Origin of the sequence: Paraburkholderia nemoris, from assembly GCF_905221015.1 — a bacterium.
In the GTDB taxonomy this organism is placed as follows: domain Bacteria; phylum Pseudomonadota; class Gammaproteobacteria; order Burkholderiales; family Burkholderiaceae; genus Paraburkholderia; species Paraburkholderia nemoris.
This window is the reverse complement of sequence record NZ_CAJNBO010000028.1, coordinates 91,178-113,847: the sequence shown is the minus strand read 5'-3', so window position 1 is coordinate 113,847 and position 22,670 is coordinate 91,178. Positions and strand designations below refer to the sequence as shown.

Annotated in this window: 24 protein-coding genes; 12 read left to right on the top strand and 12 right to left on the bottom strand. The window is 62.3% G+C overall.

Annotation, left to right across the window (positions count from 1 at the left end; all coding sequences use genetic code 11):
• The first annotated feature begins 14 nt into the window (after positions 1 to 14).
• Positions 15 to 737, top strand: a complete 723-nt coding sequence (locus KHO33_RS33090) for an ABC transporter ATP-binding protein (protein WP_407946207.1) — start codon at positions 15 to 17, stop codon at positions 735 to 737.
• Between the two features lie 106 nt (positions 738 to 843).
• Here KHO33_RS33090 and KHO33_RS33085 read toward each other — a convergent pair whose 3' ends face one another.
• The gene (locus tag KHO33_RS33085) at positions 844 to 1,047 is read right to left on the bottom strand and encodes a cold-shock protein (protein WP_007181784.1); all 204 of its coding nucleotides are present in this window, start codon (positions 1,045 to 1,047) and stop codon (positions 844 to 846) included.
• A 311-nt stretch (positions 1,048 to 1,358) separates the two neighbouring features.
• Here KHO33_RS33085 and KHO33_RS33080 point away from each other — a divergent pair, with 311 nt between their 5' ends.
• Together KHO33_RS33080 and KHO33_RS33075 are read left to right on the top strand one after the other, a co-directional pair.
• Positions 1,359 to 2,804 (top strand): NAD-dependent succinate-semialdehyde dehydrogenase, encoded by a 1,446-nt coding sequence (locus tag KHO33_RS33080; protein ID WP_200566829.1) that lies wholly within the window; start codon positions 1,359 to 1,361, stop codon positions 2,802 to 2,804.
• A 151-nt stretch (positions 2,805 to 2,955) separates the two neighbouring features.
• Positions 2,956 to 3,531 carry a GNAT family N-acetyltransferase gene (locus tag KHO33_RS33075; RefSeq protein WP_200566828.1) on the top strand — a complete coding sequence of 192 codons (576 nt, stop codon included), beginning with the start codon at positions 2,956 to 2,958 and terminating at the stop codon, positions 3,529 to 3,531.
• A 70-nt stretch (positions 3,532 to 3,601) separates the two neighbouring features.
• Here KHO33_RS33075 and kdgT read toward each other — a convergent pair whose 3' ends face one another.
• Positions 3,602 to 4,624 carry a 2-keto-3-deoxygluconate transporter gene (kdgT, locus tag KHO33_RS33070; RefSeq protein ID WP_054039654.1) on the bottom strand — a complete coding sequence of 341 codons (1,023 nt, stop codon included), beginning with the start codon at positions 4,622 to 4,624 and terminating at the stop codon, positions 3,602 to 3,604.
• Between the two features lie 303 nt (positions 4,625 to 4,927).
• On the opposite strand from kdgT, the gene kduI reads away from it, so the two are divergent.
• From kduI to kdgR, 3 genes are all read left to right on the top strand, one after another.
• Entirely contained in the window at positions 4,928 to 5,764 is an 837-nt protein-coding gene (gene kduI, locus KHO33_RS33065) for a 5-dehydro-4-deoxy-D-glucuronate isomerase (RefSeq protein ID WP_200566827.1), read from the top strand.
• 61 nt (positions 5,765 to 5,825) lie between these two features.
• Entirely contained in the window at positions 5,826 to 6,581 is a 756-nt protein-coding gene (gene kduD / locus KHO33_RS33060) for a 2-dehydro-3-deoxy-D-gluconate 5-dehydrogenase KduD (protein ID WP_200566826.1), read from the top strand.
• A 122-nt stretch (positions 6,582 to 6,703) separates the two neighbouring features.
• Complete coding sequence (kdgR, locus tag KHO33_RS33055) at positions 6,704 to 7,585, top strand: DNA-binding transcriptional regulator KdgR (protein ID WP_054039673.1); 882 nt, start codon at positions 6,704 to 6,706, stop codon at positions 7,583 to 7,585.
• Positions 7,586 to 7,698: 113 nt separating this feature from the next.
• On the opposite strand, the gene KHO33_RS33050 is transcribed toward kdgR, so the two are convergent.
• From KHO33_RS33050 to KHO33_RS33040, 3 genes are all read right to left on the bottom strand, one after another.
• On the bottom strand, positions 7,699 to 8,631 hold the full coding sequence (locus KHO33_RS33050; RefSeq protein ID WP_200566825.1) for a TauD/TfdA dioxygenase family protein: 933 nt from the start codon (positions 8,629 to 8,631) through the stop codon (positions 7,699 to 7,701).
• Positions 8,632 to 8,802: 171 nt separating this feature from the next.
• Entirely contained in the window at positions 8,803 to 9,543 is a 741-nt protein-coding gene (locus KHO33_RS33045) for a Crp/Fnr family transcriptional regulator (RefSeq protein WP_200566824.1), read from the bottom strand.
• Positions 9,544 to 9,960: 417 nt separating this feature from the next.
• Positions 9,961 to 10,515, bottom strand: coding sequence for a cytochrome b (locus tag KHO33_RS33040; RefSeq protein ID WP_234477120.1), 555 nt, complete (start codon positions 10,513 to 10,515; stop codon positions 9,961 to 9,963).
• 733 nt (positions 10,516 to 11,248) lie between these two features.
• Between KHO33_RS33040 and KHO33_RS33035 the strand changes: the two genes are divergently transcribed.
• Together KHO33_RS33035 and KHO33_RS33030 are read left to right on the top strand one after the other, a co-directional pair.
• Positions 11,249 to 11,647, top strand: a complete 399-nt coding sequence (locus KHO33_RS33035) for a hypothetical protein (RefSeq protein WP_200566823.1) — start codon at positions 11,249 to 11,251, stop codon at positions 11,645 to 11,647.
• Between the two features lie 74 nt (positions 11,648 to 11,721).
• Positions 11,722 to 11,970 (top strand): hypothetical protein, encoded by a 249-nt coding sequence (locus KHO33_RS33030; RefSeq protein ID WP_200566822.1) that lies wholly within the window; start codon positions 11,722 to 11,724, stop codon positions 11,968 to 11,970.
• 139 nt (positions 11,971 to 12,109) lie between these two features.
• On the opposite strand, the gene KHO33_RS33025 is transcribed toward KHO33_RS33030, so the two are convergent.
• The 3 genes from KHO33_RS33025 to KHO33_RS33015 form a co-directional block, all read right to left on the bottom strand.
• Positions 12,110 to 12,358, bottom strand: a complete 249-nt coding sequence (locus KHO33_RS33025) for a hypothetical protein (protein ID WP_200566821.1) — start codon at positions 12,356 to 12,358, stop codon at positions 12,110 to 12,112.
• A 268-nt stretch (positions 12,359 to 12,626) separates the two neighbouring features.
• Entirely contained in the window at positions 12,627 to 13,799 is a 1,173-nt protein-coding gene (locus tag KHO33_RS33020; protein ID WP_200566820.1) for a 4-hydroxybenzoate 3-monooxygenase, read from the bottom strand.
• Between the two features lie 175 nt (positions 13,800 to 13,974).
• Complete coding sequence (locus tag KHO33_RS33015; protein WP_200566819.1) at positions 13,975 to 14,607, bottom strand: TetR/AcrR family transcriptional regulator; 633 nt, start codon at positions 14,605 to 14,607, stop codon at positions 13,975 to 13,977.
• A 266-nt stretch (positions 14,608 to 14,873) separates the two neighbouring features.
• On the opposite strand from KHO33_RS33015, the gene KHO33_RS33010 reads away from it, so the two are divergent.
• Entirely contained in the window at positions 14,874 to 15,185 is a 312-nt protein-coding gene (locus tag KHO33_RS33010) for a hypothetical protein (protein WP_054039640.1), read from the top strand.
• 68 nt (positions 15,186 to 15,253) lie between these two features.
• On the opposite strand, the gene ilvA is transcribed toward KHO33_RS33010, so the two are convergent.
• The 3 genes from ilvA to mprF all read right to left on the bottom strand — a co-directional run bounded on the left by ilvA (position 15,254) and on the right by mprF (position 20,935).
• Positions 15,254 to 16,825, bottom strand: coding sequence for a threonine ammonia-lyase, biosynthetic (gene ilvA, locus KHO33_RS33005; RefSeq protein WP_200566818.1), 1,572 nt, complete (start codon positions 16,823 to 16,825; stop codon positions 15,254 to 15,256).
• 295 nt (positions 16,826 to 17,120) lie between these two features.
• The gene (locus KHO33_RS33000) at positions 17,121 to 18,386 is read right to left on the bottom strand and encodes a virulence factor family protein (RefSeq protein WP_200566817.1); all 1,266 of its coding nucleotides are present in this window, start codon (positions 18,384 to 18,386) and stop codon (positions 17,121 to 17,123) included.
• Positions 18,383 to 20,935, bottom strand: coding sequence for a bifunctional lysylphosphatidylglycerol flippase/synthetase MprF (gene mprF, locus KHO33_RS32995; protein WP_234480727.1), 2,553 nt, complete (start codon positions 20,933 to 20,935; stop codon positions 18,383 to 18,385). The genes KHO33_RS33000 and mprF overlap by 4 nt, the downstream gene beginning before the upstream one ends.
• Before the next feature lie 249 nt (positions 20,936 to 21,184).
• On the opposite strand from mprF, the gene KHO33_RS32990 reads away from it, so the two are divergent.
• From KHO33_RS32990 to KHO33_RS32985, 3 genes are all read left to right on the top strand, one after another.
• The gene (locus KHO33_RS32990; RefSeq protein ID WP_200566815.1) at positions 21,185 to 21,346 is read left to right on the top strand and encodes a hypothetical protein; all 162 of its coding nucleotides are present in this window, start codon (positions 21,185 to 21,187) and stop codon (positions 21,344 to 21,346) included.
• A 110-nt stretch (positions 21,347 to 21,456) separates the two neighbouring features.
• Positions 21,457 to 21,591, top strand: a complete 135-nt coding sequence (locus KHO33_RS42680; RefSeq protein ID WP_267915510.1) for a hypothetical protein — start codon at positions 21,457 to 21,459, stop codon at positions 21,589 to 21,591.
• A gap of 126 nt (positions 21,592 to 21,717) precedes the next feature.
• A complete protein-coding gene (locus KHO33_RS32985; RefSeq protein WP_200566814.1) occupies positions 21,718 to 22,260 on the top strand; it encodes a PaaI family thioesterase in 543 nt (180 codons plus the stop codon).
• A 104-nt stretch (positions 22,261 to 22,364) separates the two neighbouring features.
• On the opposite strand, the gene KHO33_RS32980 is transcribed toward KHO33_RS32985, so the two are convergent.
• The gene (locus KHO33_RS32980; RefSeq protein ID WP_167378516.1) at positions 22,365 to 22,511 is read right to left on the bottom strand and encodes a hypothetical protein; all 147 of its coding nucleotides are present in this window, start codon (positions 22,509 to 22,511) and stop codon (positions 22,365 to 22,367) included.
• Positions 22,512 to 22,670: the final 159 nt, after the last annotated feature.

Sequence of the window (22,670 nt, the reverse complement as noted above, 5' to 3'; positions counted from 1 at the left end):
TCCAGGTTCGTGCCGTGAGCAAGCGCTACGAAGCGCGCGCAGTGCTTGACCGCGTGACGTTCGGTATCCGGCGCGGAGAGATCGTGAGCCTGGTCGGCCCGAGCGGGTGCGGAAAGAGCACATTGCTGCGCGTGCTGGCCGGCCTCGATCGCGACTTCGAGGGAGAGATTTTGCTCGACGAACTGGCGCAACATGGGCCGTCGCCGCGCGTCGGCGTGATCTTTCAGGAGCCCCGCCTGCTGCCATGGCTGAGCGTGGCCGACAACATCGCGTTTTCCGCGGGTCCACGGCGAGGCGCGGACCCACGTGTGGGCCAACTGCTCGATGAGGTCGGTTTGGCCGGCACCGGCGCGGCGTTGCCCAAGCAGCTTTCAGGCGGCATGGCGCAACGCGTGGCGCTCGCGCGTGGCCTCTTCTCCCAACCCGACCTGTTGCTGCTCGACGAGCCGTTCAGCGCCGTCGACGCGATGACTCGCATGCGTCTGCAGGACCTCTTGTTGTCTCTGACGCGTGCGCACGGCACGGCGGCGCTGATCGTCACGCATGATCTGGATGAGGCGTTGTATCTGTCCGATCGCGTCCTGCTGCTCAACAGGGCGGGCCAGCGTGGCGCTCGGCTGGTGCGCGACATCGACGTTGCCGGACCGTATCCGCGTGACCGGCGCGACACGGCGCTCGCCGGCGTGCGAAGCGAATTGCTCGATGGGATGGGCGAGGCGCGCAACGCCTACGCGTAGTAACCCGACTCGGGTTGTGCGTTAGAAGCGCGAGCGAATCGCTCTTGGGCGCGAAAAACCACTACAGCCGGTCCGCCCGCCTGCGCGCGCGGACCGGTCACTGCTTTCACACCGGCTTGATGTCCGCCGCCTGCTTGCCCTTCGGTCCCTGCTTGATTTCGAAGCTGACCTTCTGGTTTTCCTGCAGCGATTTGAACCCTTCGCTGCGAATTTCCGAGAAATGGGCAAACAGATCCTCGCCACCGTCGTCCGGTGTGATAAAGCCAAAGCCCTTTGCGTCATTGAACCACTTCACTGTACCGGTTGGCATGTCGATCCCTCGTTTGCACCTTGGTTGATTGGGTTGCATTCGCCGGCTCCCGCCGGTTCCTGCTACTGCTGCTTGACTTTACGCCTGTTTGCGCGGCGCCGCTCACGTAACCCTCAGCTACCCGTTTGTCCACCGCGGCAATCGGAGTAGCAAAGCCCGTGCCGACCGCCGCCCGTGGGCGCTGCGCCGATGCAATCGCGCGCAATCAGATAAGATGATTGGTATCGGCAGTCCATTCTTGGTCGCGCAGCGTCAGCCCAATGCATCACGACCGCGCGACCTATCGTTCTCCCCATTTACAGGAACCCAGCATGGCCACCTCGATCTATACCGACACCCGTCTTCTGATCAACGGCGAATGGTGCGACGCAGCCAGCGGCAAAACCCTCGACGTCATCAACCCCGCCACCGGCAAGCCCATCGGCAAGGTGGCTCACGCCGGCATCCCTGATCTGGATCGCGCGCTGGCCGCCGCACAGCGCGGTTTCGAAGCCTGGCGCAAGATTCCAGCCAACGAACGCGCTACCACCATGCGCAAGGCCGCGGCGCTCGTGCGCGAGCGTGCTTCCGACATCGCCCGCCTGATGGTGCAGGAACAGGGCAAGCCGTTCGCCGAGGCGCGCATCGAAATGCTGTCCGCGGCGGACATCATCGAATGGTTCGCCGACGAAGGCCGCCGCGTCTACGGCCGGGTCGTGCCGCCGCGCAATCTCGCGGTACAGCAAACCGTGCTCAAGGAGCCGATCGGCCCGGTGGCGGCCTTCACGCCGTGGAATTTCCCGGTCAACCAGGTCGTGCGCAAGCTGAGCGCGGCGCTCGCGAGCGGCTGCTCATTCCTCGTCAAGGCACCGGAAGAAACCCCGGCGTCGCCGGCGGCGCTGCTGCAGGCGTTCGTTGAAGCCGGTGTGCCGGCCGGTACGGTCGGCCTCGTGTTCGGCGATCCGGCGGAGATTTCCAGCTACCTGATTCCGCATCCGGTGATCCGCAAGGTCACGTTCACCGGCTCGACGCCGGTCGGCAAACAACTGGCCGCGCTGGCCGGCTCCCACATGAAGCGCGCGACGATGGAGCTGGGCGGTCATGCGCCTGTCATCGTGGCAGAAGACGCCGACGTAGCACTCGCCATCAAGGCCGCAGGCGCCGCGAAGTTCCGCAATGCCGGCCAGGTCTGCATCTCGCCGACGCGCTTTCTGGTGCACAACAGCATCCGCGAAGAATTCGCCGCGGCGCTCGTCAAGCATGCTGAAGGCCTCAAGCTCGGCGACGGTCTGGCGGAAGGCACAACCATCGGACCGCTCGCCAATGCGCGCCGTCTCACCGCGATGAGCAAGGTGCTCGACGACGCGCGCAAAACCGGCGCGAAGGTCGAGACCGGTGGTGAGCGCGTGGGCTCGGAAGGCAACTTCTTCGCGCCGACCGTGCTGACCAACGTGTCGCTCGACTCGGACGTGTTCAACAACGAGCCGTTCGGCCCGATCGCCGCGATCCGTGGTTTCGACACGCTCGAAGAAGCGATTGCCGAAGCGAACCGTCTGCCGTTTGGTCTCGCCGGTTATGCGTTCACGAAGTCGTTCCGCAACGTGCATCTGCTGTCGCAACAGATGGAAGTCGGCATGCTGTGGATCAACCAGCCTGCTACGCCCTGGCCGGAAATGCCGTTTGGCGGCGTGAAGGATTCGGGCTATGGCTCTGAAGGCGGCCCGGAAGCGATGGAAGCCTATCTGGTCACGAAGTCGGTTTCTGTGACCGCGGCATAAGACGCCGCAGGCCATCGTCAGGCTTTAGGTTCAGGGCGAGGTTTCTGACTTCGCCCATCTGATTGATTGCTGTGCCAGGTCCGCGAGCGCTCGTTCGCGGACTTTTTATTTATTGCAACTTCTCCCTCACGTTCCTCACATTCCTCACGTCATGCAGCCCACACTGATCGGACAGGCCGTCGAACTCAGGCCACTTCTACCGGAACACGCCCAGGCATTGCTCGATGCCGCCGCGGACGGGCAATTGTGGAATATGAAGCTGACTGTCGTGCCGGGTCCTGAAACCGTCGGCAGCTATATTGCAACCGCGCTCGACGGGCGCGCGGCCGGCACCGTGATGCCGTTTGTGATCGTGAGGCGCGATACCGGGGCGATTGTCGGCAGCACGCGGTTCTGGAAAATCGACCGCGTGAACCGGAAGCTGGAAATCGGCCACACATGGCTGGGCGAATCGGTGCAGCGCTCGGCGGTGAACACCGAGGCGAAATACCTACTGCTGAGTCATGCCTTCGAAGCGATGCAGTGCGTGCGCGTGCAGTTCACGACCGACGAGCTCAACGAGAAATCAAGAGCGGCGATTCTGCGGATCGGCGCGAAACAGGAAGGGATTGTCCGGCACGAGCGGATCATGCCGGATGGACGCAAGCGCAACTCGGTGCGCTTTAGCATCATCGATGAAGAGTGGGCGGAGGTGAAGGCGATGTTGGAGCGGAAGCTGGGGCGGTGAAGCCCCGCCCTATCTCACGTGACTCGCTGCACTTCGTCGCGTTGAGGCGCAAACCAGCCGCCCCACTCCTTCAAACGTGCACGTCCCGCTCGTTGAGCGGCTGCGGCGGCGTCGTCGCAGCCGCAAACTCCTCACGCAGCGCATCGCGTGCATGATGCCGGCGCACCCATAGCGCGGTCAGAATCGGCACCAGAATCGCGGTCACGAGACATGCCGTCGCGACCATCGCCGTCGCCGCCGGCACCAGCGGCTTGAAGCGCGGAATCATCTCGCCGATGATCGCCGGATTTGCCACCGCAGCCCCCGCTGTCGACGAAGCCGCTAACCCCGCCGCCCCATTGCCGCCCGCGATCCAGCGGTCCGCGAGGATCAGCGGAATGCCCGTCACGACGATCACCCCGAGGCCGAGCACGATACCCGGCAAGCCGCTCGTGACGATCACATTCAGGTCGATACCGTTGCCGAGCGCGAAGCCGAAAAACGGAATCAGCGGATGCACGCAGCGGCCAAAGAACTCGCGCAGCTCGCTGTCCAGGTTACCCAGCGCGAAGCCGATCAGGAACGGCAGCACCGCGCCGACAAACAACCGCGGCTCGAAGAACGCAACGCCCGTCGCGCCGAGGATGATCATGCTGACGAGCGGCCCCGATTCGATCGACATCAGGACGAACGCGCCCGCCTCTTCCTTGCTGCCGTATTGCTGCATCACGGCTGCATAGAGACCGCCGTTGGTCATGTCCATCGACGTCGTGATCGCGAGCACCGAGAGGCCGGCGAACAGGCCCGCCTTGACGCCGTCGATCGGAATGAAGTGCGACGCAACGATCGTTGCAATCCACGCCACCAGCATTTTGGTCACGAGCAGCGTGCCCGACTTGCGCAGCACGACGCCGGTTGCTCGCAGGTCGATCGTCGCGCCCATGCAGAAGAACCACACTGCGAGAATCGGCACGGTGCCGGTAATCAAGCCATTGGTGAACGACCCGAGGTACTTCCCGCCGCCCGGCGCAAACGTGTGGACACAGGCGCCGAGCAGCAGCGGCACCAGCATCAGGCCGCCTGGAATGCGGTCGATGGCCTTCTTGAGCTTCATGCCTCCTCCATGGACTTTGCGTCCAGTTGCCGGGTGGATTACCCGATTAATGTCCCGTTCTTGCGCCGGGCGTCTCCCCTTTCGGCGCAATATAGCACCGCGATAGGAACAACGTTCCGATTTTGATAGACTTCCTGATCATCGTTTACCCGCGTGTCATTCAGAAGTCTTGCCACGCTTGATGTGGCGGCGCAATATTTTCGGACCGATGTTCCATATTTAAAATTCTGCGCTACAGTCGAGAACAGAACGCCGTCGTAAAACGGCACGGCTAGACACCCCATCCGATCGGAGGCAAGAGCAATGGAAGTGAGACAGAGCATCAACAGCGAGCACGCGAAGACGCTGGATACCGCCGGGCTGCGCAAGCAGTTCCTCGTCGAAGACGTGTTCGAACGCGACGCGCTGCGGCTCACGTACAGCCACATCGATCGCATCATCGTGGGCGGCGTTTGGCCGGCTACGCGCGCGGCCGAGGTGCCTGGTTCGCTCGGCAAGGCAATTGGCGTCGGCTATCTGCTGGAGCGCCGCGAGCTCGGCGCGATCAATATCGGCGGCGATGGCTGGGTCGACGTGGACGGCACGCGCTATACGGTGCGCAACGAAGAGGCGATCTACATCGGCAAGGGCAAACAGGCCGTCGCGTTCGGCAGCGACGATGCGGCGCGCCCCGCGAAGTTCTACCTGAACTGCGCACCCGCGCACGAGTCGCATCCCACCCGCACGATCTCGCTCGCACAAGCGTCACCTGAAACGCTCGGCGACCCCGCTACGAGCAATCGCCGCACCATCTACAAGTTCATCGTTCCCGAGGTGCTGCCCACCTGCCAGCTCTCGATGGGCATGACCAAGCTCGAACCGGGCAACCTCTGGAACACGATGCCGTGCCACACGCACGAGCGCCGCATGGAGGTGTACTTCTATTTCAACGTGGCTGACGACGCGGCCGTCTTCCACATGATGGGCGAACCGAACCAAACGCGGCACATCCTCGTGCATAACGAGCAAGCCGTGATCTCGCCGAGCTGGTCGATTCACTCGGGCGTCGGCACGCGCGCGTACACGTTCATCTGGGGCATGGTCGGCGAGAACCAGGTGTTCAGCGACATGGATCACATTGCGGTGCGCGATCTGCGTTGACGGCTCGCATGTTTCCATCCTGGACAGCAGATACCCCAACGTCGCCGAGGACCTACGCACAGTGAACAGCTTCGATCTGACCAGTAAGGTCGCCATCGTCACCGGCAGCAATACGGGCCTCGGTGCGGGCATGGCCATCGCGCTCGCCACGGCCGGCTGCGACATCGTCGGCGTGAGCCGCGCGGACGCCGGCGATACGGCCGCGCAAGTCGCAGCGACGGGACGCCGCTTCGCGGATGTGCGCGCCGACCTCACCTCGATCGCTCCGGTCGACGACATCGTGCGCGCCGCAGTCGAAGCGTTCGGCCGCGTCGACGTGCTCGTGAACAACGCGGGCATCATCCGCCGCGAGGACGCGCTCGACTTCAGCGAAGACGACTGGGACGCCGTCATGGACGTCAATCTGAAGAGCGTCTTCTTTCTTTCGCAGGCCGTGGCGCGGCAGTTCGTGAAGCAGGCAAGCGGCGGCAAGATCATCAACGTCGCGTCGATGCTGTCGTTTCAGGGCGGCATCCGCGTGGCGTCGTACACAGCGTCGAAAAGCGGCGTGCTCGGTCTCACGCGGTTACTCGCGAACGAGTGGGCCGCGCAGGGCATCAATGTGAACGCGATCGCACCTGGCTACATGGCCACCGCGAACACGGCGGCGCTGCGCGGAGACGCGCAGCGTAACGATGAAATCGTCGGACGTATTCCGGCGGGCCGCTGGGGCACGCCGGCGGATCTCGCAGGACCGGTCGTGTTCCTCGCGTCGTCCGCATCGGACTATGTGCACGGCCATACGCTTGCAGTAGACGGCGGCTGGCTTGCGCGCTAGCGTGATGGCAGCAGAGAGGTCACGCAGCCCGCGCGACGCGGTATGCTCTCGGCACTGAGAGCGATCGGCATCCGGCAGTAAGCGGACTTTGATCGGTTTGGCATCAACAGGGAATGACGGACATGGCAGCAATGGGCAAGCAGCGCAAAGACGATGACGACGCAAACATGCAGGAAGCGGACAGCGCGGGCGGCATGGCTAACGACAGAGGCGAATCGGCCTCGTCGATCGGCAGGGTCTTCGCGATTCTTGGCGCGATTGGCGACAGCGGGCAGATCGGCATCAGCGAATTGTCGCAGCGGCTCGGCATGTCGAAGACCACCGTGCACCGCGTGATCCAGACGCTGAAAGCGCTCGGCTATGTGACGCAGGAAATCGAAACCGAGCGCTACCGCTTGACGATCCGCCTGTTCGAACTCGGCGCGAAGGCGCTGGAAAGCGTCGATCTCGTACGCGAGGCCGATGTCGAGATGCGCCGCATCGGCCAGGTGACGCGCGAGGCGGTCCACCTCGGCGCCTTCGACGAAGACGCGATCATCTACATCCATAAGATCGACGCCGATTACGGGCTGCGCATGCAGTCGCGCATTGGCCGCCGCAATCCCCTGCACAGCACGGCGATAGGCAAGGTGCTGCTTGCGTGGATGGACCCGGCCGAAGCGCGCGAAGTCCTCTCGCACGTGGAATTTCGCAAGTCGACGCAAAAGTCGCTCGCCTGTGCCGACGCCGTGTTGAGCATCCTGCCGCGCGTTCGCGAGCAAGGCTACGGCGAGGACAACGAGGAACAGGAAGAAGGACTGCAGTGTCTCGCGGTGCCAGTGTTCGACCGCTTCGGCCGCGTGATCGCCGGCCTGTCGATTTCGTTTCCGACAATGCGCTGCGGCGCCGATACGAAATCGCACTACGTTGCGCTACTCAAGGAATCAGGGCTCGCGATCTCGACGCGGCTCGGGTATCGTGAAGCCACGGCGTCGGAACATGTAGTTACCGAAGGATTGGGCTGAAAACGCAGGCACCCCGCAGAAATTCGTCGAATTTTTGCGGGGCGCATTCATCACGTATGCAAGCGGTGTGAGCGGCATGCGCAGTGTGCGCATGCATAAGCGGCCCGCGACGTTCAGGCAGCCTTCACAGCAGGATTCGGTTCAACGCTGCGCGTAAAGCTGCGGCGACCATCGACGCTCACCGGCACGTCACCCTTCAGCGTCACGCGACGCACCACGCGGTGAGCATCGCCGTAATCGTTGACCGCATAGTGCTGGGTCGCACGGTTGTCCCAGATCGCGACGTCGCCCGTCTGCCAGCGCCAGCGCACGATGTTCTCGAGACGCGTCACATAGCCCTGCAGCAGTTCCAGCACATGCGCCGATGCGCTCGGCGTGAGGCCGACAAAGCTCTTCACGAAATGACCGAGAATCAGCGTCTTTTCGCCGGATTCCGGATGCACGCGCACGACCGGATGTTCGGTCTCATAGCGTGTCGACAGGAACACCTCGCGATAGCGTTTGAGCGCTTCGGCGTCACGCCCGCGCTCGCCGACGTTGCCGTAGTTCGCGTAGTCGTATTCGTTGCTGTGCACGGCCCACAGTTGCTCGGCGAGCGCTTTGAGCGGCGGCGGCAGATCGTCGTAGGCGGTGGCGGTGTTGGCCCAGACGGTGTCGCCGCCCACTTCCGGAATCGTCACGCCGCGCAGGATCGATGCTTGCGGATACGCGTCGACGAAAGTCACGTCCGTATGCCACGAATTCGCGCGGCCACCGCGATGTGAATCGAGTTCGAGCAGATAGTCGCTGCCGTCCACCACCGGCACCGTGGGATGCGAGACCGGTTCGCCGAGCAGCTTGGCGAAGGCTTCCTGATCGGCATCCTGCAGATGCGTCTGGCCGCGGAAAAAGATCACCTTGTGGCGTATCAGCGCGGCGCGAATCGCTTCTATCGTCGCCGATTCGAGCTGCCCCGACAGGCGCACGCCGCGAATTTCCGCGCCAATGCGGCCGGTGACGGGATGAATGTCCAATGCGTTGGACGTCGCGAGACTGAGATTCGACATGCGATGCAACTCCTGGGTTTGAGGACGAGACAGGTCAGCGCACCGGTTGAATCAACACTTGAGTGGCTCTGCCCGCTGAATCGATAAACCATTATCGGCAGGGTGAGCGCCGCGAATCTATCGCGCTTTGGACACTTGATAGAAGCGCTTTTTATATCGTTATGAGTTTTCTCACGCGGCGTCGCTCACTTCCCGCAATGCGTCCATATCGATCACGGTGATCCGGCTATAGCGCACGTCCACGATGCCCTGCTGCACGAGCCAGCGCAGTTCCTTGTTGATGCTTTGCCGGGAAGCCGCCAATAACGCGGCGAGATCCTCCTGCGAGAGCTTGATCGTCAACTCCACGCCCCGCTCCGTTTTCTTGCCGTGCCATTCGGCAAGCCCGAGTAACTGATCAGCGAGGCGCGCGCGGAATCCGGCCAGCGCCGTCTTGCCCATCCGGCTGTGCAGCGCCCGGCTTCGCAGGCAGATCAGATCGAGCACGTTGCGTAACAACGCCGGCTCGCGAGCGAACAGTTCGAACAGTGCGTTGCCGGGAATGTGGAACAGCGTCGTCGAGCCGTGCGCGCGCTGGTCGTGCATCGAGCCGCGCCGGTCCATCACCGGAATGAAGTTGATGACTTCGTTCGCCCACATGTACACCGCTACCGCACGCACGCCGGCCGAGTTGGTCCAGCTCATCTCGATCGCGCCGGAGAGGACGACCTGGATGTCGTCGCACGCTTCATCGCGCGCGAAGATCAACTCGCCGTTGGTCCAGGTGCGCAATTGGCCGGCGTCGCATAACGCGTCGATTGCGTGCGCGGGCCAACTTTTCAGGCACGGGTTGGCGGTGAACGCCGCGTGAATTGCAGCACGAACACTGACGTCGAGCGAGCGGCCGTCACGCCGCGACGCGAACAACGGCACGGGCCACGCAGGCGGAGGGACTACGGAAAGCGCTGCAGAGGGCGGCCCTGCGGAGCGCACGACGGACGAGCGCGCCGTGGAGGGCCGCCCCGCGGATGGCCGCCCCACGGATGGCCGCCCCACGGAATCCGGGTTGAATGCTTCGCTAAGTGTGCTCGTGGCTGACCGGCAAGAGAAGCGGTGGACCTGAATGACTGACAGACAGTCGATCCTCCGATCTAACCAGTGTTAGCGGCGCGCGTAAAAGACTTGTTTTTTATGTGCTTATCACGCACACGGGAGTGCGATCCCACGCCGATGCAATGACGTCGAAACCGCCACGATCCAGGCATCGGGAAGGATATCGGTGGACCCTGCTAGCCGCGGACGGAACCTGGCACACACACGAATGACAAGCCGCTAACGCACGCTAACGAATCACGGCAGCATCCGCTGCAAGGTCTGATCCTTGAGCACGAAACGATGAAACAACGCCGCCACGATGTGCAGCGCGATTAGCGCAAACAACACCCAGGCCAGATAGCCATGAATGTCGCCCATTTCATGCCCCACTGGCGAGCCGACCGCCGAGATGCTGGGATACGGCAGCACGCCAAGCAGCTTGACGGACCATCCGCGCGAAGACGCATTGGCCCATCCCAACAAAGGCACGGCCACCAGCGCGAGATAAAGAAGACCATGTGTGATGTGCGAAACGACGCGGAAGAAAGGTGACAGCGTTGCAGGCGCGGGCGTGTGCGTGAGACGCCAGACGATTCTCACCACCACGGCGGCAATCAGCGTTGCACCCACGCCGAGATGCCACGCGATCAACCCATCGGGCCGCGTGCCCTTATGAATATCCGGCATAGTCCAACCGATCACGAACTGCGCAGCGATCAACAGGACCACCAGCCAGTGAAGAAACCTGGCTACACCGTCATAGCCTGCTGCATAGCGTGAAAAACTGGCCGGGTCCGTTCGCATGGTCATGAGAATGTGTTAGCGGCAGTGAAGCCATTGGATGGAGAGAGCGTATTTGCGCCGAGCATACACCCATGCTGGGCGCGCTCACGCAGGATGCTACGGATCAAACCTTAAGAGAAGCTGATGCCGCGTTTGACGATCTTTTTCATGCGTATGAGGCTTTGACGTATCAACAACGCATCAGCGACCGCATAGAAAGTGCAAACAGCAACACATCGCGTCAACCCACATCCCTAGTCTGCAACTGAATGTATCCGTCCGGCATACACATGCCGACCTGCCACGCCCTGCCTGCTCCAGTCGTTCATACGCATGCACTTCCATCTGCCCGAACACCGCGGATGCATGAGGGCCCGACCTTTTTCATAGCGCGCTCAACGGGTTGCCCACCAATTTCTCGCTAGCGGAACGACTCATTGCAGCGCTGCAACGCGTCCCGATACCGTGTCACATGCGTGGCCAAAACGCGAATGAATCGACACGTCCTGTTACACACGAACACACCGGTAATCCAGCCGCTCAGTAGAGTTCGATCACACCTAAAAGGGAAGGCAACGTCATGAAACGAATTTTCGCGCTGGTGCTGTTGGCTGTCACTCTCGGGAGTGCATTGGGCGGTTGTATCGTCGTGCCAGAAGGCGGCTATCACGACCACTACCACGATCACGACCATTACTAATCGCTAAGCGCTGCCCGTGCGGCGCACTCCACTCTCAATCGTAAAACCCGAGAATAAAACATGAGCAATTCACGAAACCGCTGGCTGTCCATGGCGATCGTTGCAGGCCTGGGGATCGGTGCATCATCTGTCGCACTGGCGCACGTCGATGTGGGTGTGAACATCGGCATTCCTGGCGTGGCCTATGCGCCTGAGCCGGTCTATGCTCCGCCTCCGCCTGTCTACGCACCCGCTCCGCCGGTGGTGATAGTGAGTCCAGGCTGGTACGGCGAGCGCTATTACGACGGCCACCGCTACTGGGAACGACGCGAATGGGAAGAACGCCATCATGAGCGCGAGTGGCATGACGCGCGCGGCTATCGCGACGGCCCGCACGGCGACTGGCACGGGCACGGGCACGACGGCGACCATGGCGATTGGCACGGCCACGGCGATGACCACGGCCGGGGCGACCACTAATGCATGGGCCGGAGCAGCGTCGCTGACACCGGCACGCGCAGGCATTCGCGCCACACCTTTTTAGGAGCGACGATTTGCAACGCAGCGATCCACGGCGTGTAAGCGCACAAATCGACGGCACGCTGATTTCCGCCGAATACAGCGAACAAACCGGCCAATTGTGTTTGCGTCAGGACGGCGCCGTGCTCCGCGAATGGTTTCCCCCTCATTCGTGGATCGCGATTGCATCGGTAGCCGGCGCGCGGCACTGGGGTACGCGGCCCACCGACGATGACCTTCACGCTCTGCTGCGCAATGAGATGACCTTGTTGCGCACGCCGTAACAGGGTGACGGCCATGAAAAAAGGCCGGTCATCGGACTTGTTCCGATGACCGGCCTCTTATTTTCAACTCGCAGATTCTGAACGAGCCTGATAGCGCCGCAATGATCCGCGTGTTCTGTTGTGCCCTATCGTTGAGCCCTTAACGCGCGTTATAGATCGGCGGCGAATACGAGCTTACCGACATGTCATTGCCGTGACCTGCTTGCCACGTACCACGGCTGGCCGAACCATAACCGCTGGTATCGGCTTGAGCGGTGCCCTGCTGCGCGGAAACTTGCGCTTGCGTGCCCTGCGCGTCTTGCGGGGCCGGCTGATTCGATTGCGCAAACGAAGCGATCGGGGCGCCAAGAACAACTGCAATAGCAACAGCTTTGATGAGCGATTTCATGAAACCACCTCTAGAGAATGTCTTATACGCGCTGCAGACGTCACATATCGTGCAGTCGGTGGAAGCAGTCTAGAGGTCCATCAGGCGCGGATAAATCCTCCATTCCTGAATTCAGTGTTGCTTTTGAGACGACAATCGCGGAAGCCCGCCCATCAAGGGTTTGCAGGAGTGCGCGGGTCCCGCCGGGGTTCGCCCGAGCGAAAATTTCCCGCGCGCATTCTATAAACGCTGGCGACACAAAAGCTGCGCGCGCAGATCGCCGCCCCTCTTATACCGCAGCGATGCCCACGTAGTTCTCCGCCATCGAGGTAGCAGCCGCACGCGACGTGGTCACGTATTCGAGTTCGGCCACCTGCAACTGCTGTTCGAACGGCGATGCACCTTCAATGCGGTGCATCATGCTCGTCATCCAGTACGAGAAATGCTCCGCGCGCCAGATACGCTTGAGCGCGGTTGCACTGTAACTGTCGAGCAGATCGGTGCGATTTTCGACGTAGAACGCGTTCAGCGCCTGGGTCAGCACACGCACGTCGGCAACGGCGAGATTCATGCCCTTCGCGCCGGTGGGCGGCACGATATGCGCGGCGTCGCCGGCGAGAAAGAGCCGGCCATGTTGCATCGTCGCCGACACGAAACTGCGCATGCCGACAATGTTCTTCTGGAAGATCTTGCCGTCCACGATGTGCTGACCGTCGTGCGAATCGACGCGCGCGTGCAGCTCGGCCCAGATGCGATCGTCGGACCAGTTGTCGACGGAATCCTTGGGATCGCATTGGAAATACATGCGCTGCACATTCGCCGAGCGCGTGCTGACCAACGCAAAACCGCGATCGTGACGCGCGTAGATCAATTCTTCCGACGAAGGCGGTCCTTCGCACAAAATTCCGAACCAGCCGAACGGATAGACGCGTTCGAAATCCTTGCGCAATGCCTGCGGAATCGATGCACGCGACACACCTTGCGAGCCGTCGCAGCCGATCACAAAGTCGCATTGCAGTTCGCACGCTTCGCCTTCGTGGCGATAGCGGATCGACGGCTGATCGGTATCGATGCCGCGCAGCGACGTCTCCGTCACGCCGAAACGCAAGGCCCCATCGGCGGCGAGACGCGCGGCGACTAGATCCTTGATGACTTCGTGCTGCGCGTAGACCGTGATCGAATGGCCGGTGAGTCCGGTCAGATCGATGCGGCGCCGCTTGCCTTCGAAAGCCAGTTCAAAGCCGTGATGCAGCGCCCCTTCGGCCTTCATGCGCGCGCCGACGCCTGCCTCGGTGAGCAGGTCCATCGTGCCCTGTTCGAGGACGCCGGCGCGGATGGTGGATTCGATCTGTTCGCGAGTGCGCGATTCGAGCACGACCGAGTCGATGCCGCGCAGGTGAAGAAGATGGGAAAGAAGCAGGCCTGCAGGCCCGGCACCGATGATGCCAACTTGGGTGCGCATGAGTTGTCTCCTGAATGCGGCGTTTGATATGCACGCAGTTTGACGATCATGCGCTGTATCGCGCAACGCGATATCGAGGATATGCAGTATCTAGTTTTGAGATAACGGAGGTGCCGTTTCGAGCGGCCTGGGCACAGCTAAATACGCCATCCCGTTGCCCAGACGGCGCTTGCGCCTACTCGACCGATAGTTGAGCGTCCGCGTCGCTTTCCGCAGCCTCAAGGTAAACCCTGGTCAATTTCCTGATCTCGGCAAGCAATCTCCGGCGCACTGCGGGCTTCTCGTCGTTCGCCCCTGCGACTGCTTTGAGGACATGCAGCAGCACCACCGCCTTCGTCTCGGACTGCGCCTTCGTCAGATGCGGAATCGCGTTACGCAAAATCGTGGCGATGCTGCCGCGCGTCGTTTCGCGAAAACGTGCGCGCCGCTCGTCGCTGCCACCGCGCGCATCGACTAATGCAACAGCCAGACTGCGCTGCGATTGCAGCGACAGCATGAAATCGACGAATGCATCGGCGAGCTGTCCTGGAGTCATTGTCGACGCCTGATCGGCGAGCGCGGTAAAGCTGCTCGTCGTGTCCTCGACATAGCGCGAAAGCAATGCATCCGCCAACGATTCTTTGGACGGGAAAAACCGGTACAGCGAGCCAATCGCGGTGTTCGAGCGCGCGGCGATCTCGGTCATCGTGGCCGCGTCGTAGCCCTTCTCGGTAAACACCGCTACGCCCGCTTCCATGATTGCCGCGACCCGCAGATGCCCCCGTTGTCGTTTCGGCTCCTGCGCGCCGCTGGAAAGTGTCGTTGCCATATCGGTGAGTTTTAACTGCTGTTTGCTTGCGAGCCTGGCTTCGCGTCGTGATGTGGATTCCAGCGTGCATGTTAACCCCGCGGCTGGAGACGGCCAAGGCTAATTGCGCAGCGCGTGCGCCGTTGTTCACCGTCCGTAGTCGGGTCCGGTCAGGTTTGACATATGCGAGGGCATCCTCTACTATCTTTTGCGAGGATACCCTCGCATAACTGCGGCGCAGCCCTTGCCACCCGATCATGTTTTTCGCTAACCAGACAAACCATCCCATGAGCTATCTCGCCCTGTTTTTCTCCGGCGCGTTTCTGTGCAATTGCGTCCCGCACCTCGCTAGCGGCCTGCGCGGCGAGCCGTTTCCGACACCTTTCGCGAAACCGCGGGGTGTCGGCGATTCGTCGCCGTTGGTCAACGTGCTGTGGGGATATTTCAATCTGCTGGCCGGCCTCTATCTGCTCACGCGGCAGCCTGTCACGATCGGTGTGAATGCAAACTGCCTCGCGGTGTTCGCAGGTGCGCTGCTGTTAGGCGTGTTTATGTCCGTGCATTTCGGCAAAGTCTGGCAGGGTAAGCACGCTCGCTAACAAGCGAAGCAACGGCGCCTGTTGTCTTTTGCCAGGCGCCGTCTCCTGCCAAGCTGCAACTCGCCTTTCTATGCGAGGAACAAGCGGTACACCGGGTTCTGCGTCTCTTCCCAGCACGGGTAACCAAGCGTCGTGATAAAGCGGTCGAACTCGCTGTTCTCGCTCTCCGGCACCTGAATGCCGACCAGAATCGAACTGTAGTCCGCGCCCTGGTTGCGGTAGTGGAACAGGCTGATATTCCAGTTCGGCGCCATCGACGACAAAAACTTCATCAGCGCGCCCGGACGCTCCGGAAACTCGAAACGGAACAGACGTTCGTCATGCGCCAGCGGCGAGCGACCGCCGACCATATAGCGGATGTGCTGCTTCGACAGTTCATCGAACGTCAGATCGACGGTGGCAAAACCATGCGCTTCAAATGCGCCCGCGATCTGCGCGGATTCGCTGCGATTGCGGATCTGCACGCCGACGAAGATATGGGCTGAATTCGCGTCCGCAATCCGGTAGTTGAACTCGGTGACGCTGCGCGTGCCCACCAGTTCGCAGAAGCGGCGGAAACTGCCGCGCTCTTCCGGAATCGTTACGGCGAACACCGCTTCACGCGCTTCACCCACCTCGGCACGCTCCGCCACGAAACGCATGCGGTCGAAGTTCATGTTCGCGCCGGACGTGATCGCAATCAGCGTCTGGTCCTCGATGCCTTCTCGCTCGGCATACTGTTTGGCGCCGGCCACGGCCAGTGCGCCGGCCGGCTCCAGCACGCTGCGGGTGTCCTGGAACACGTCCTTGATCGCGGCGCATAGCGCATCGGTGTTCACGAGCAGCACGTCGTCGAGATATTCGCGGCACAGGCGGAAGGTTTCTTCGCCCACGAGCTTTACCGCGGTGCCGTCCGAGAACAGACCCACTTCATTCAACGTCACCCGTTCGCCGGCTTTCAAGGAAGCAGCCATCGCGCACGAGTCGTCGGTCTGTACGCCGATCACCTTGATCTCCGGGCGCACCGATTTCACGTACGCGGCCACACCTGCCGCAAGTCCTCCGCCGCCGATCGGCACGAAGATCGCATGGATCGGGCCCTGATGCTGGCTGAGAATCTCCATCGCGACCGTGCCCTGGCCGGCGATCACGTACGGATCGTCGAACGGGTGGACAAACGTCAGGCCGCGTTCTTCCTGCAGTTTCACCGCATGTCCATACGCATCGCTATACGACTCGCCGAACTGCACGACTTCGACGGTCGCCCCGCCATGTGCGCGTACTGCATCGACCTTCACCTGCGGGGTCGTCACCGGCACCACGATGATCGCCTTCACGCCCATGCGGGCCGCCGACAACGCCACGCCCTGCGCGTGATTGCCCGCTGACGCAGTAATGACACCCCTTTCAAGCGCGTCCGCCGGAATATGCGCCATCTTGTTGTACGCGCCGCGCACCTTGAACGAGAACACCGGCTGGTTGTCCTCACGCTTCAGATAAACCGGATTACGCAGCCGTGCCGACAGATTCGGCGCGCGTTCGAGTTCGGTCTCGCGAGCCACGTCGTAGACGCGCGCGGTCAGGGTTTTCTTCAGGTAGTCGTGGCGCAACGCGACGCTATCAGCGGCTTCGACGACCTGTTTGAGTTCGTGTAACGGCAAGGCAAGCTCCTGTGCGGCAAGGACAAATCATCAAAGAAATCACCAGGAGGCAGGCAGAAAGCGGACATAAAAAAACCCGCCTCGTGGGGCGGGTTTTTGTCACTGCGTATCAGACTATCAGACGCGCGCTAACCCACCATTCGATGAATGGTGCTAATAATCAGCGCAATACGGATGTCGAGGCAGTTCATGCGATCGATCTTCGTTGACTTGACGGGCTTTGTCAATCCCTGTTCGCTACATCGGGCAGCGTGGTCTAGAGGCCGCGCGAGGGCGGCCGCGCCGCGCAGCATCCTTAGTTACGCACGCCGCTTTGCTTGCGGAAAGCGTCCAGAATGCGCCGCTCCAGCGCGTTGTAGTCGCGGCCGAAGTGATGGTCGCCCGACGTACGAATCACCTCGACGCCGGTGTTGGCCAACGCCGGACACAAGGTGTCCTTCTCGTCTTCACCGTAGAAGCACTGCACGATCGTAGGCGGTACGCGTGCAAATTCCGGCTGCACCTTCAAGGCTTTGTCGCTCGCCGGCATACCGAGCCAACCGCCCACGCGAATCTGGAAATCGGCGTCGGGCGCGAAACCGAGCAACGCAATCAGCGACACTTTCGCGCGCAGCGCTTCAGGCAGGCGGTTATAGGCGAACGGCATCACGTCGGCGCCGAACGAATAGCCGACGAGCGCAATATGCTCCGCGTGCCAGCGCGCGCCATAGGTCTGCATCACGCGCGCGAGATCGCGGCTCGTCTGCGCCGGGGTCTTTTCGCTCCAGAAGTAACGCAGGCTGTCGATACCGATCACCGACACACCGTCTTTCTGCAAGGCGAGGGAGATGGTCTTGTCGAGGTCGCGCCAGCCGCCGTCGCCGGAAATCACGATCGCCATGAGGCCGTTCGGATGCGCTGCGGGCAATTCGATCAGCGGCAGATCGGAGACGTCGTCATCGTTCGTCGACGCTGTCTGCAAATGCGGCGTGACCATCGCCACGAGCCGCGTGCGATCGCCGTTGCCAGGGGTCGCCTTTTCGACGAAGCCCGGCACCTTGTCGCGGATGATCGTCGGGTCCGGCGGGCACGGTTGGAAGCGCGAATCCAGCGTGCGCTCCGCATCGACCGAGACCGCGCCGGCAACCGTATTCGACGGTGCCTGTTCGAGCACATGCATCGCCAGCGTCGCGCCCTGCCCCGTACCCGCGACGATCGGCGCGAAATAACGGCTCGATTGCGATTGCCGCTCGAGTTGATGGCTCAAGGCTTCAGCGTCGCCCACCAGTTGATGGCAGGCTTCCTTTTTCGCGCTCAGATTGGCCGCATAGCGCGCCGTATCTACGCCGACGGTCAACGCGCCGGCCTTTGCGAGCGCGTCGGCGGTTTGCTGGTCGGCAGCACTCCAGCCGCTAGCTGCGGAGTAAAGCACCACGAAGCCCCGCATGGGACCGGCCGGCTGCGTCACCGTCACGTCGCCATAACGGCCGCCGGACACGGTGGTGGTTGCTGCCAAAGCGGCCGCGCTGCCAACAACAAGGCCCGCCGCGACGGCGAGCCTGAAAAACGGATGCAATGTCATGAACGCCGGCCTCCTGCCAGCAATGACAGGTCCGCGAGCGTGAAGAACACGCCCATCGAACCTGACGCCGCGAGATAACGCGGCTCCCAATGCGGCTGGAACTTGCTCTTGAAAGCACGCAGTCCGCGGAAGTTATAGAAGCGGCCGCCGAAGCGCCACACGATGCCCGCCAGCCGATGCCAGCGCGACGCGAGCGGTGTCGGCTGCATGCCGGAGAGCGGCGCGATGCCGAGACTGAGCGAGCGGAACCCCGCCTGCTTCAGATGCAGCGCCAGTTGGGTGAACAGATATTCCATCGCATACGGCGACGCGCTTTCCACGTGCCGCATCACGCCGACCGTCGCTTCGGTGTTCATATCGGTCGTCATGAAGGTCACGAAAGCGGCCGGCTCGCCGTTCTGGCGCACCAGCATCACGGATTGCGCCGCGAGGTATTCGTCGGTAAACGCCGCCACCGAGAAACTCTTTTCGCGCGCGTCGCGGCTATCGAGCCAGCCGTCGGAAATCTCCCGCAGCGTCTCGAGCGATGCAGGCACATCGGCCTGATCGATCACTTCAACGGTAAAGCCGTCGCGTTCGCCACGCTTGAGCGCATAGCGCAGATGCGCGCGGTGCGAGCCCTTCAGGTCGAAATCGTCGAGCACCACGTGGGCCTCTTCGCCGAGTTTCATCAGCGTGAGGCCGGCGTCGAGGTAAAGCGGCAAGGCATTGGCGCGTACTTGATAAAACGCCGCGCGGCCGCCGTGCGCATGCGCGAGCGCGACGAACTTGCTGATCAAGCCGGCCCACTCCTCGCGCGGTCCAACCGGATCGTGAAGCGCGGCCCACGTGCGGCCATTTTTTGCGTACATCAGGAAGGCTTCGCGCGATTCGGAAAAGAGGAAGCTCTTGTCGCCCATCAGCGCGAGGCCGGCGTCGCTACGCTCCTGGGCGCGCACAATGCGCGCCGCGTCCTGCAGATCCTGCGGAGCGGGCATGACAAAACGGCCCGCCGCTGGGCGCAGCAACTGCCAGAAAGAGAACGTGGCGGCAAACAGGCTGGCGGCCAGGGTTGCGCGGAGCGCACGCGGTGCGCGTTCGTCGAAAGCGAATTGCCACCACAGGTCGCGCGTGTACGGCACGTCGCGGAACGCAAACAGCATCACCCACACAGCAAGCGCGAGCACCATCGCCACCGAAACCAGCCAGCCCGCCGTAAAGCGCTCGGCAAACAGCGACGAATGACGGTTGAAACGGCGGCGCGTGGACAACAGCAGCGCGATCAGCATGCCAAGCACACTCGCTTCCACGAACGCGAGACCTTTGGTGAGCGAGAGCGCGAGGCTCAGCACCGCCAGCAGCAAGGTCATCCACCAGGCGGCATCAAGACGCCGCAGCAAACCGCGCGCGACGAACAGCAGCAGCACGCCGAGCACGCTGCACAGCATCTGCGAGCTTTCGAGCACCCACAGCGGCAGCACGTCGCGCAAAATCCGGATGCGTTGCCAGAACGCGGGGGTCGCGCTGGAAATCACCAGCATGCCGCCCACGACGAAAGTCACGAGGCTCAGGAACAGCGGCGCGAGTTTGTACGCACCTGCCGCGTGTCGCAGCGGTAAGCGGCTTTTCAACGCGCGGCCTTCAAACCCCGCGAGCAACGCCGCCGAGACGATCAGCGGCACGCCGAAGTAAATCGCGCGATATGCGAGCAGCGCCGCGACCATCTGATGCGTTTGCACGCTGCCGTTCAGCGTGAACACCATCGCGGCTTCGAACACGCCGACGCCGCCAGGCGTGTGGCCGATCATGCCGAGCAGCATCGCGGCGGCATAGACGGTGATAAAGGTCACGAAGCTGACGTCCGCATGCGGCAGCAGCGCCCACAGCGCGAGACCCGCGGCCACCACGTCGAGTACGGCGAGCGCCACTTGCGCGAGCAGATCGCGGCGCGCCGGGATATCGAACGACAGCCACTGCCAGCGCGTACGAATCGGGCGTGTGTCGCGCCGGCAGGCCGCGGCCCCGAGTGCCAGCACGACTAGCAGCGCCGCGCCGCTCCAGCGCAGCGTGAGCGGCGGGAGATGCAGCATCGCCGCGAGCGAATCGGCGAGGCACACCATGCCGAGCGCCGTCATCAGCACCAGCGCGAGCGCCAGCGAGACGCTCGTGAACACCGTCATGCGGCCGATCTGTGCGGGCGTGACGTTCGACACCCCGTAGACGCGCACGCGCACGGCGCCGCCCGTCAACGCGCCGAAGCCGGTCGCATTGCCGAGCGCGGAGCCCGCGATCGCGCCGATCCACAGTGCCGCGCGCGGCACCGCCACACCCAGGTAGCGCAAGCCGACTGCGTCCCGCCCGACCAGCGCGATATAACTGAGCGTGGTCGCACCGAGCGCCGCGGCCCACTCACCCGCCGTCAGGTGACGCAGTTGGCGCATGATCGAGCGATAGTCGACCGCTTGTGAAAGATGTTGCAAGACGAGCAGCAACAGCCCGCAAATAACGAGTGCGAGCAGGGGCGAGAGGATGCTCCGTTTGCCAAGCGTCTTCGATATACGGTCGAACATCGCGCCTGACTGGTCGAATTTGTAGTTATACCGGTGGAACATGGTCAATGCGGACCTTCGAGAGCTGTCGTGGCGACGGGTCGTCTGTCACGGCGTCGCCTTACTTTGGCGATTACAAATGGATAACGGCAAAGTGTTGAAAAGGTTGACAGTGTCAGCCAATGTCAGTGAATTCGTCGGGTTTTAACCTGGGCCGGTCGTTGAAACTGAACGCGCTTCGCGGCGTGACGAGGCGCTTGGCTGCGCAATATGGCCGATAAAACGGTCGATATTGCCGATTGGCTTGGCGTGCTGAACGTGCTGACGAGGCCCGCTGCGCTCGACAAGGGGCTGAATTTTAAACGCTTATTGAAGATCGCGAGACAAAGATTCGACATGAGGTCGATATCGCTCGATCGTGCACCGTTTTAAAGGCTGATTCGCTCCATCAAGATTTTCGCTTCGCGTGCCGTAATCGAGATCAAGAGCACGGCGCAATGTTGGGTTTTCGCGGCGGGAATGTTGGCAATTGAAGGAGAACGATGATGGCAGATCAGGATTGGGTGATGGCCGGTGTGTATCTGGTCGGGTTGGTGTCGATTGCGCTTCTGATGAGCGCACTGTCCGCGCGAGCGACCAAAGTGCAGCGCGTGGTTGCATCGCGTATCAGGAAGTAACGCACGGGCTCTGCGCGTGCCGGCAATCCAGAGGTGGCCCTCCAGCGCCCTGATGCGGTTTGGTGCTCTAATCGATGACGATGCATCGATTCCGAAGCACGCTTCCCTCAGGACAGGAGACACGGATTGACGAACGAACAACAGCTGGAACGCTGGCTCGCACGCGAGCAGGAAGTATTGGCGAAGCTTAACGCCGGCCCGGGCCCGGGCGTCGCAAGCCCCGAACAGGTGGCGGGCAAGACCGGCCTGGAAGTCATGCAGGCGATGATGAACGCGGAGCTGCCCTACGCCCCGATTGCGCGCACGCTCGACTTTACGATCGTCGAAGCCAGTGCCGGGCAAGCGGTCTTCCAGGGCACGCCGCTCGCGCAGCATCTGAATCCACTGGGCACCGTGCACGGCGGCTGGATCGCCACCTTGCTCGATTCCGCGCTAGGCTGCTCGGTGCACACGATGATGCCGCCGGGCCGCGGCTACACGACCGCGGAGCTGAGCGTGAATTACGTCAAAGCCGTCTCGCCGCGCGTGCAACGCGTGCGCGCCGAAGGCAAGGTGATTCATTGCGGACGGCAACTGGCCACGGCGGAAGCTCGCCTCGTCGGCCCCGACGGCACGCTCTACGCGCATGCCACGACGACCTGTCTGGTGTTCGAGATCCCGAGCCGCTAAACGATACGGTTACGGTCGAAACCGCCGGTTGCTTGCCACGGCGGTGACCCTGGCGGCAGTCCGGCTATGCAAGCGTCCGTGCTGACACTGGCGCGTCGCGATGCTTACTGCGGACGGCGATGCGCTTCGGCGATCACAGCGCAGTTTTGCAAATGCAGGTTCAGCGCGTGCAGAGCCAGTGCGCGGAGCTTGCCCAGAAACGTGTTAGCGGCGGGTGCAGTGCGGACAGCGGCGTTGGAAGCGGTGTTCATGGTGGACTCCTGTATAGGGTTTATACCTAGGCAATAACCCGATTATAGTCCTCTCGTGCCGCACCGCAACAAATATCAATAATCTCGCCGGCATGTTGTGCGACGGTCACATCCGCGATCCTCGCAATCTCGAAAAGGGTCGGCATCAGGCGCTCCACT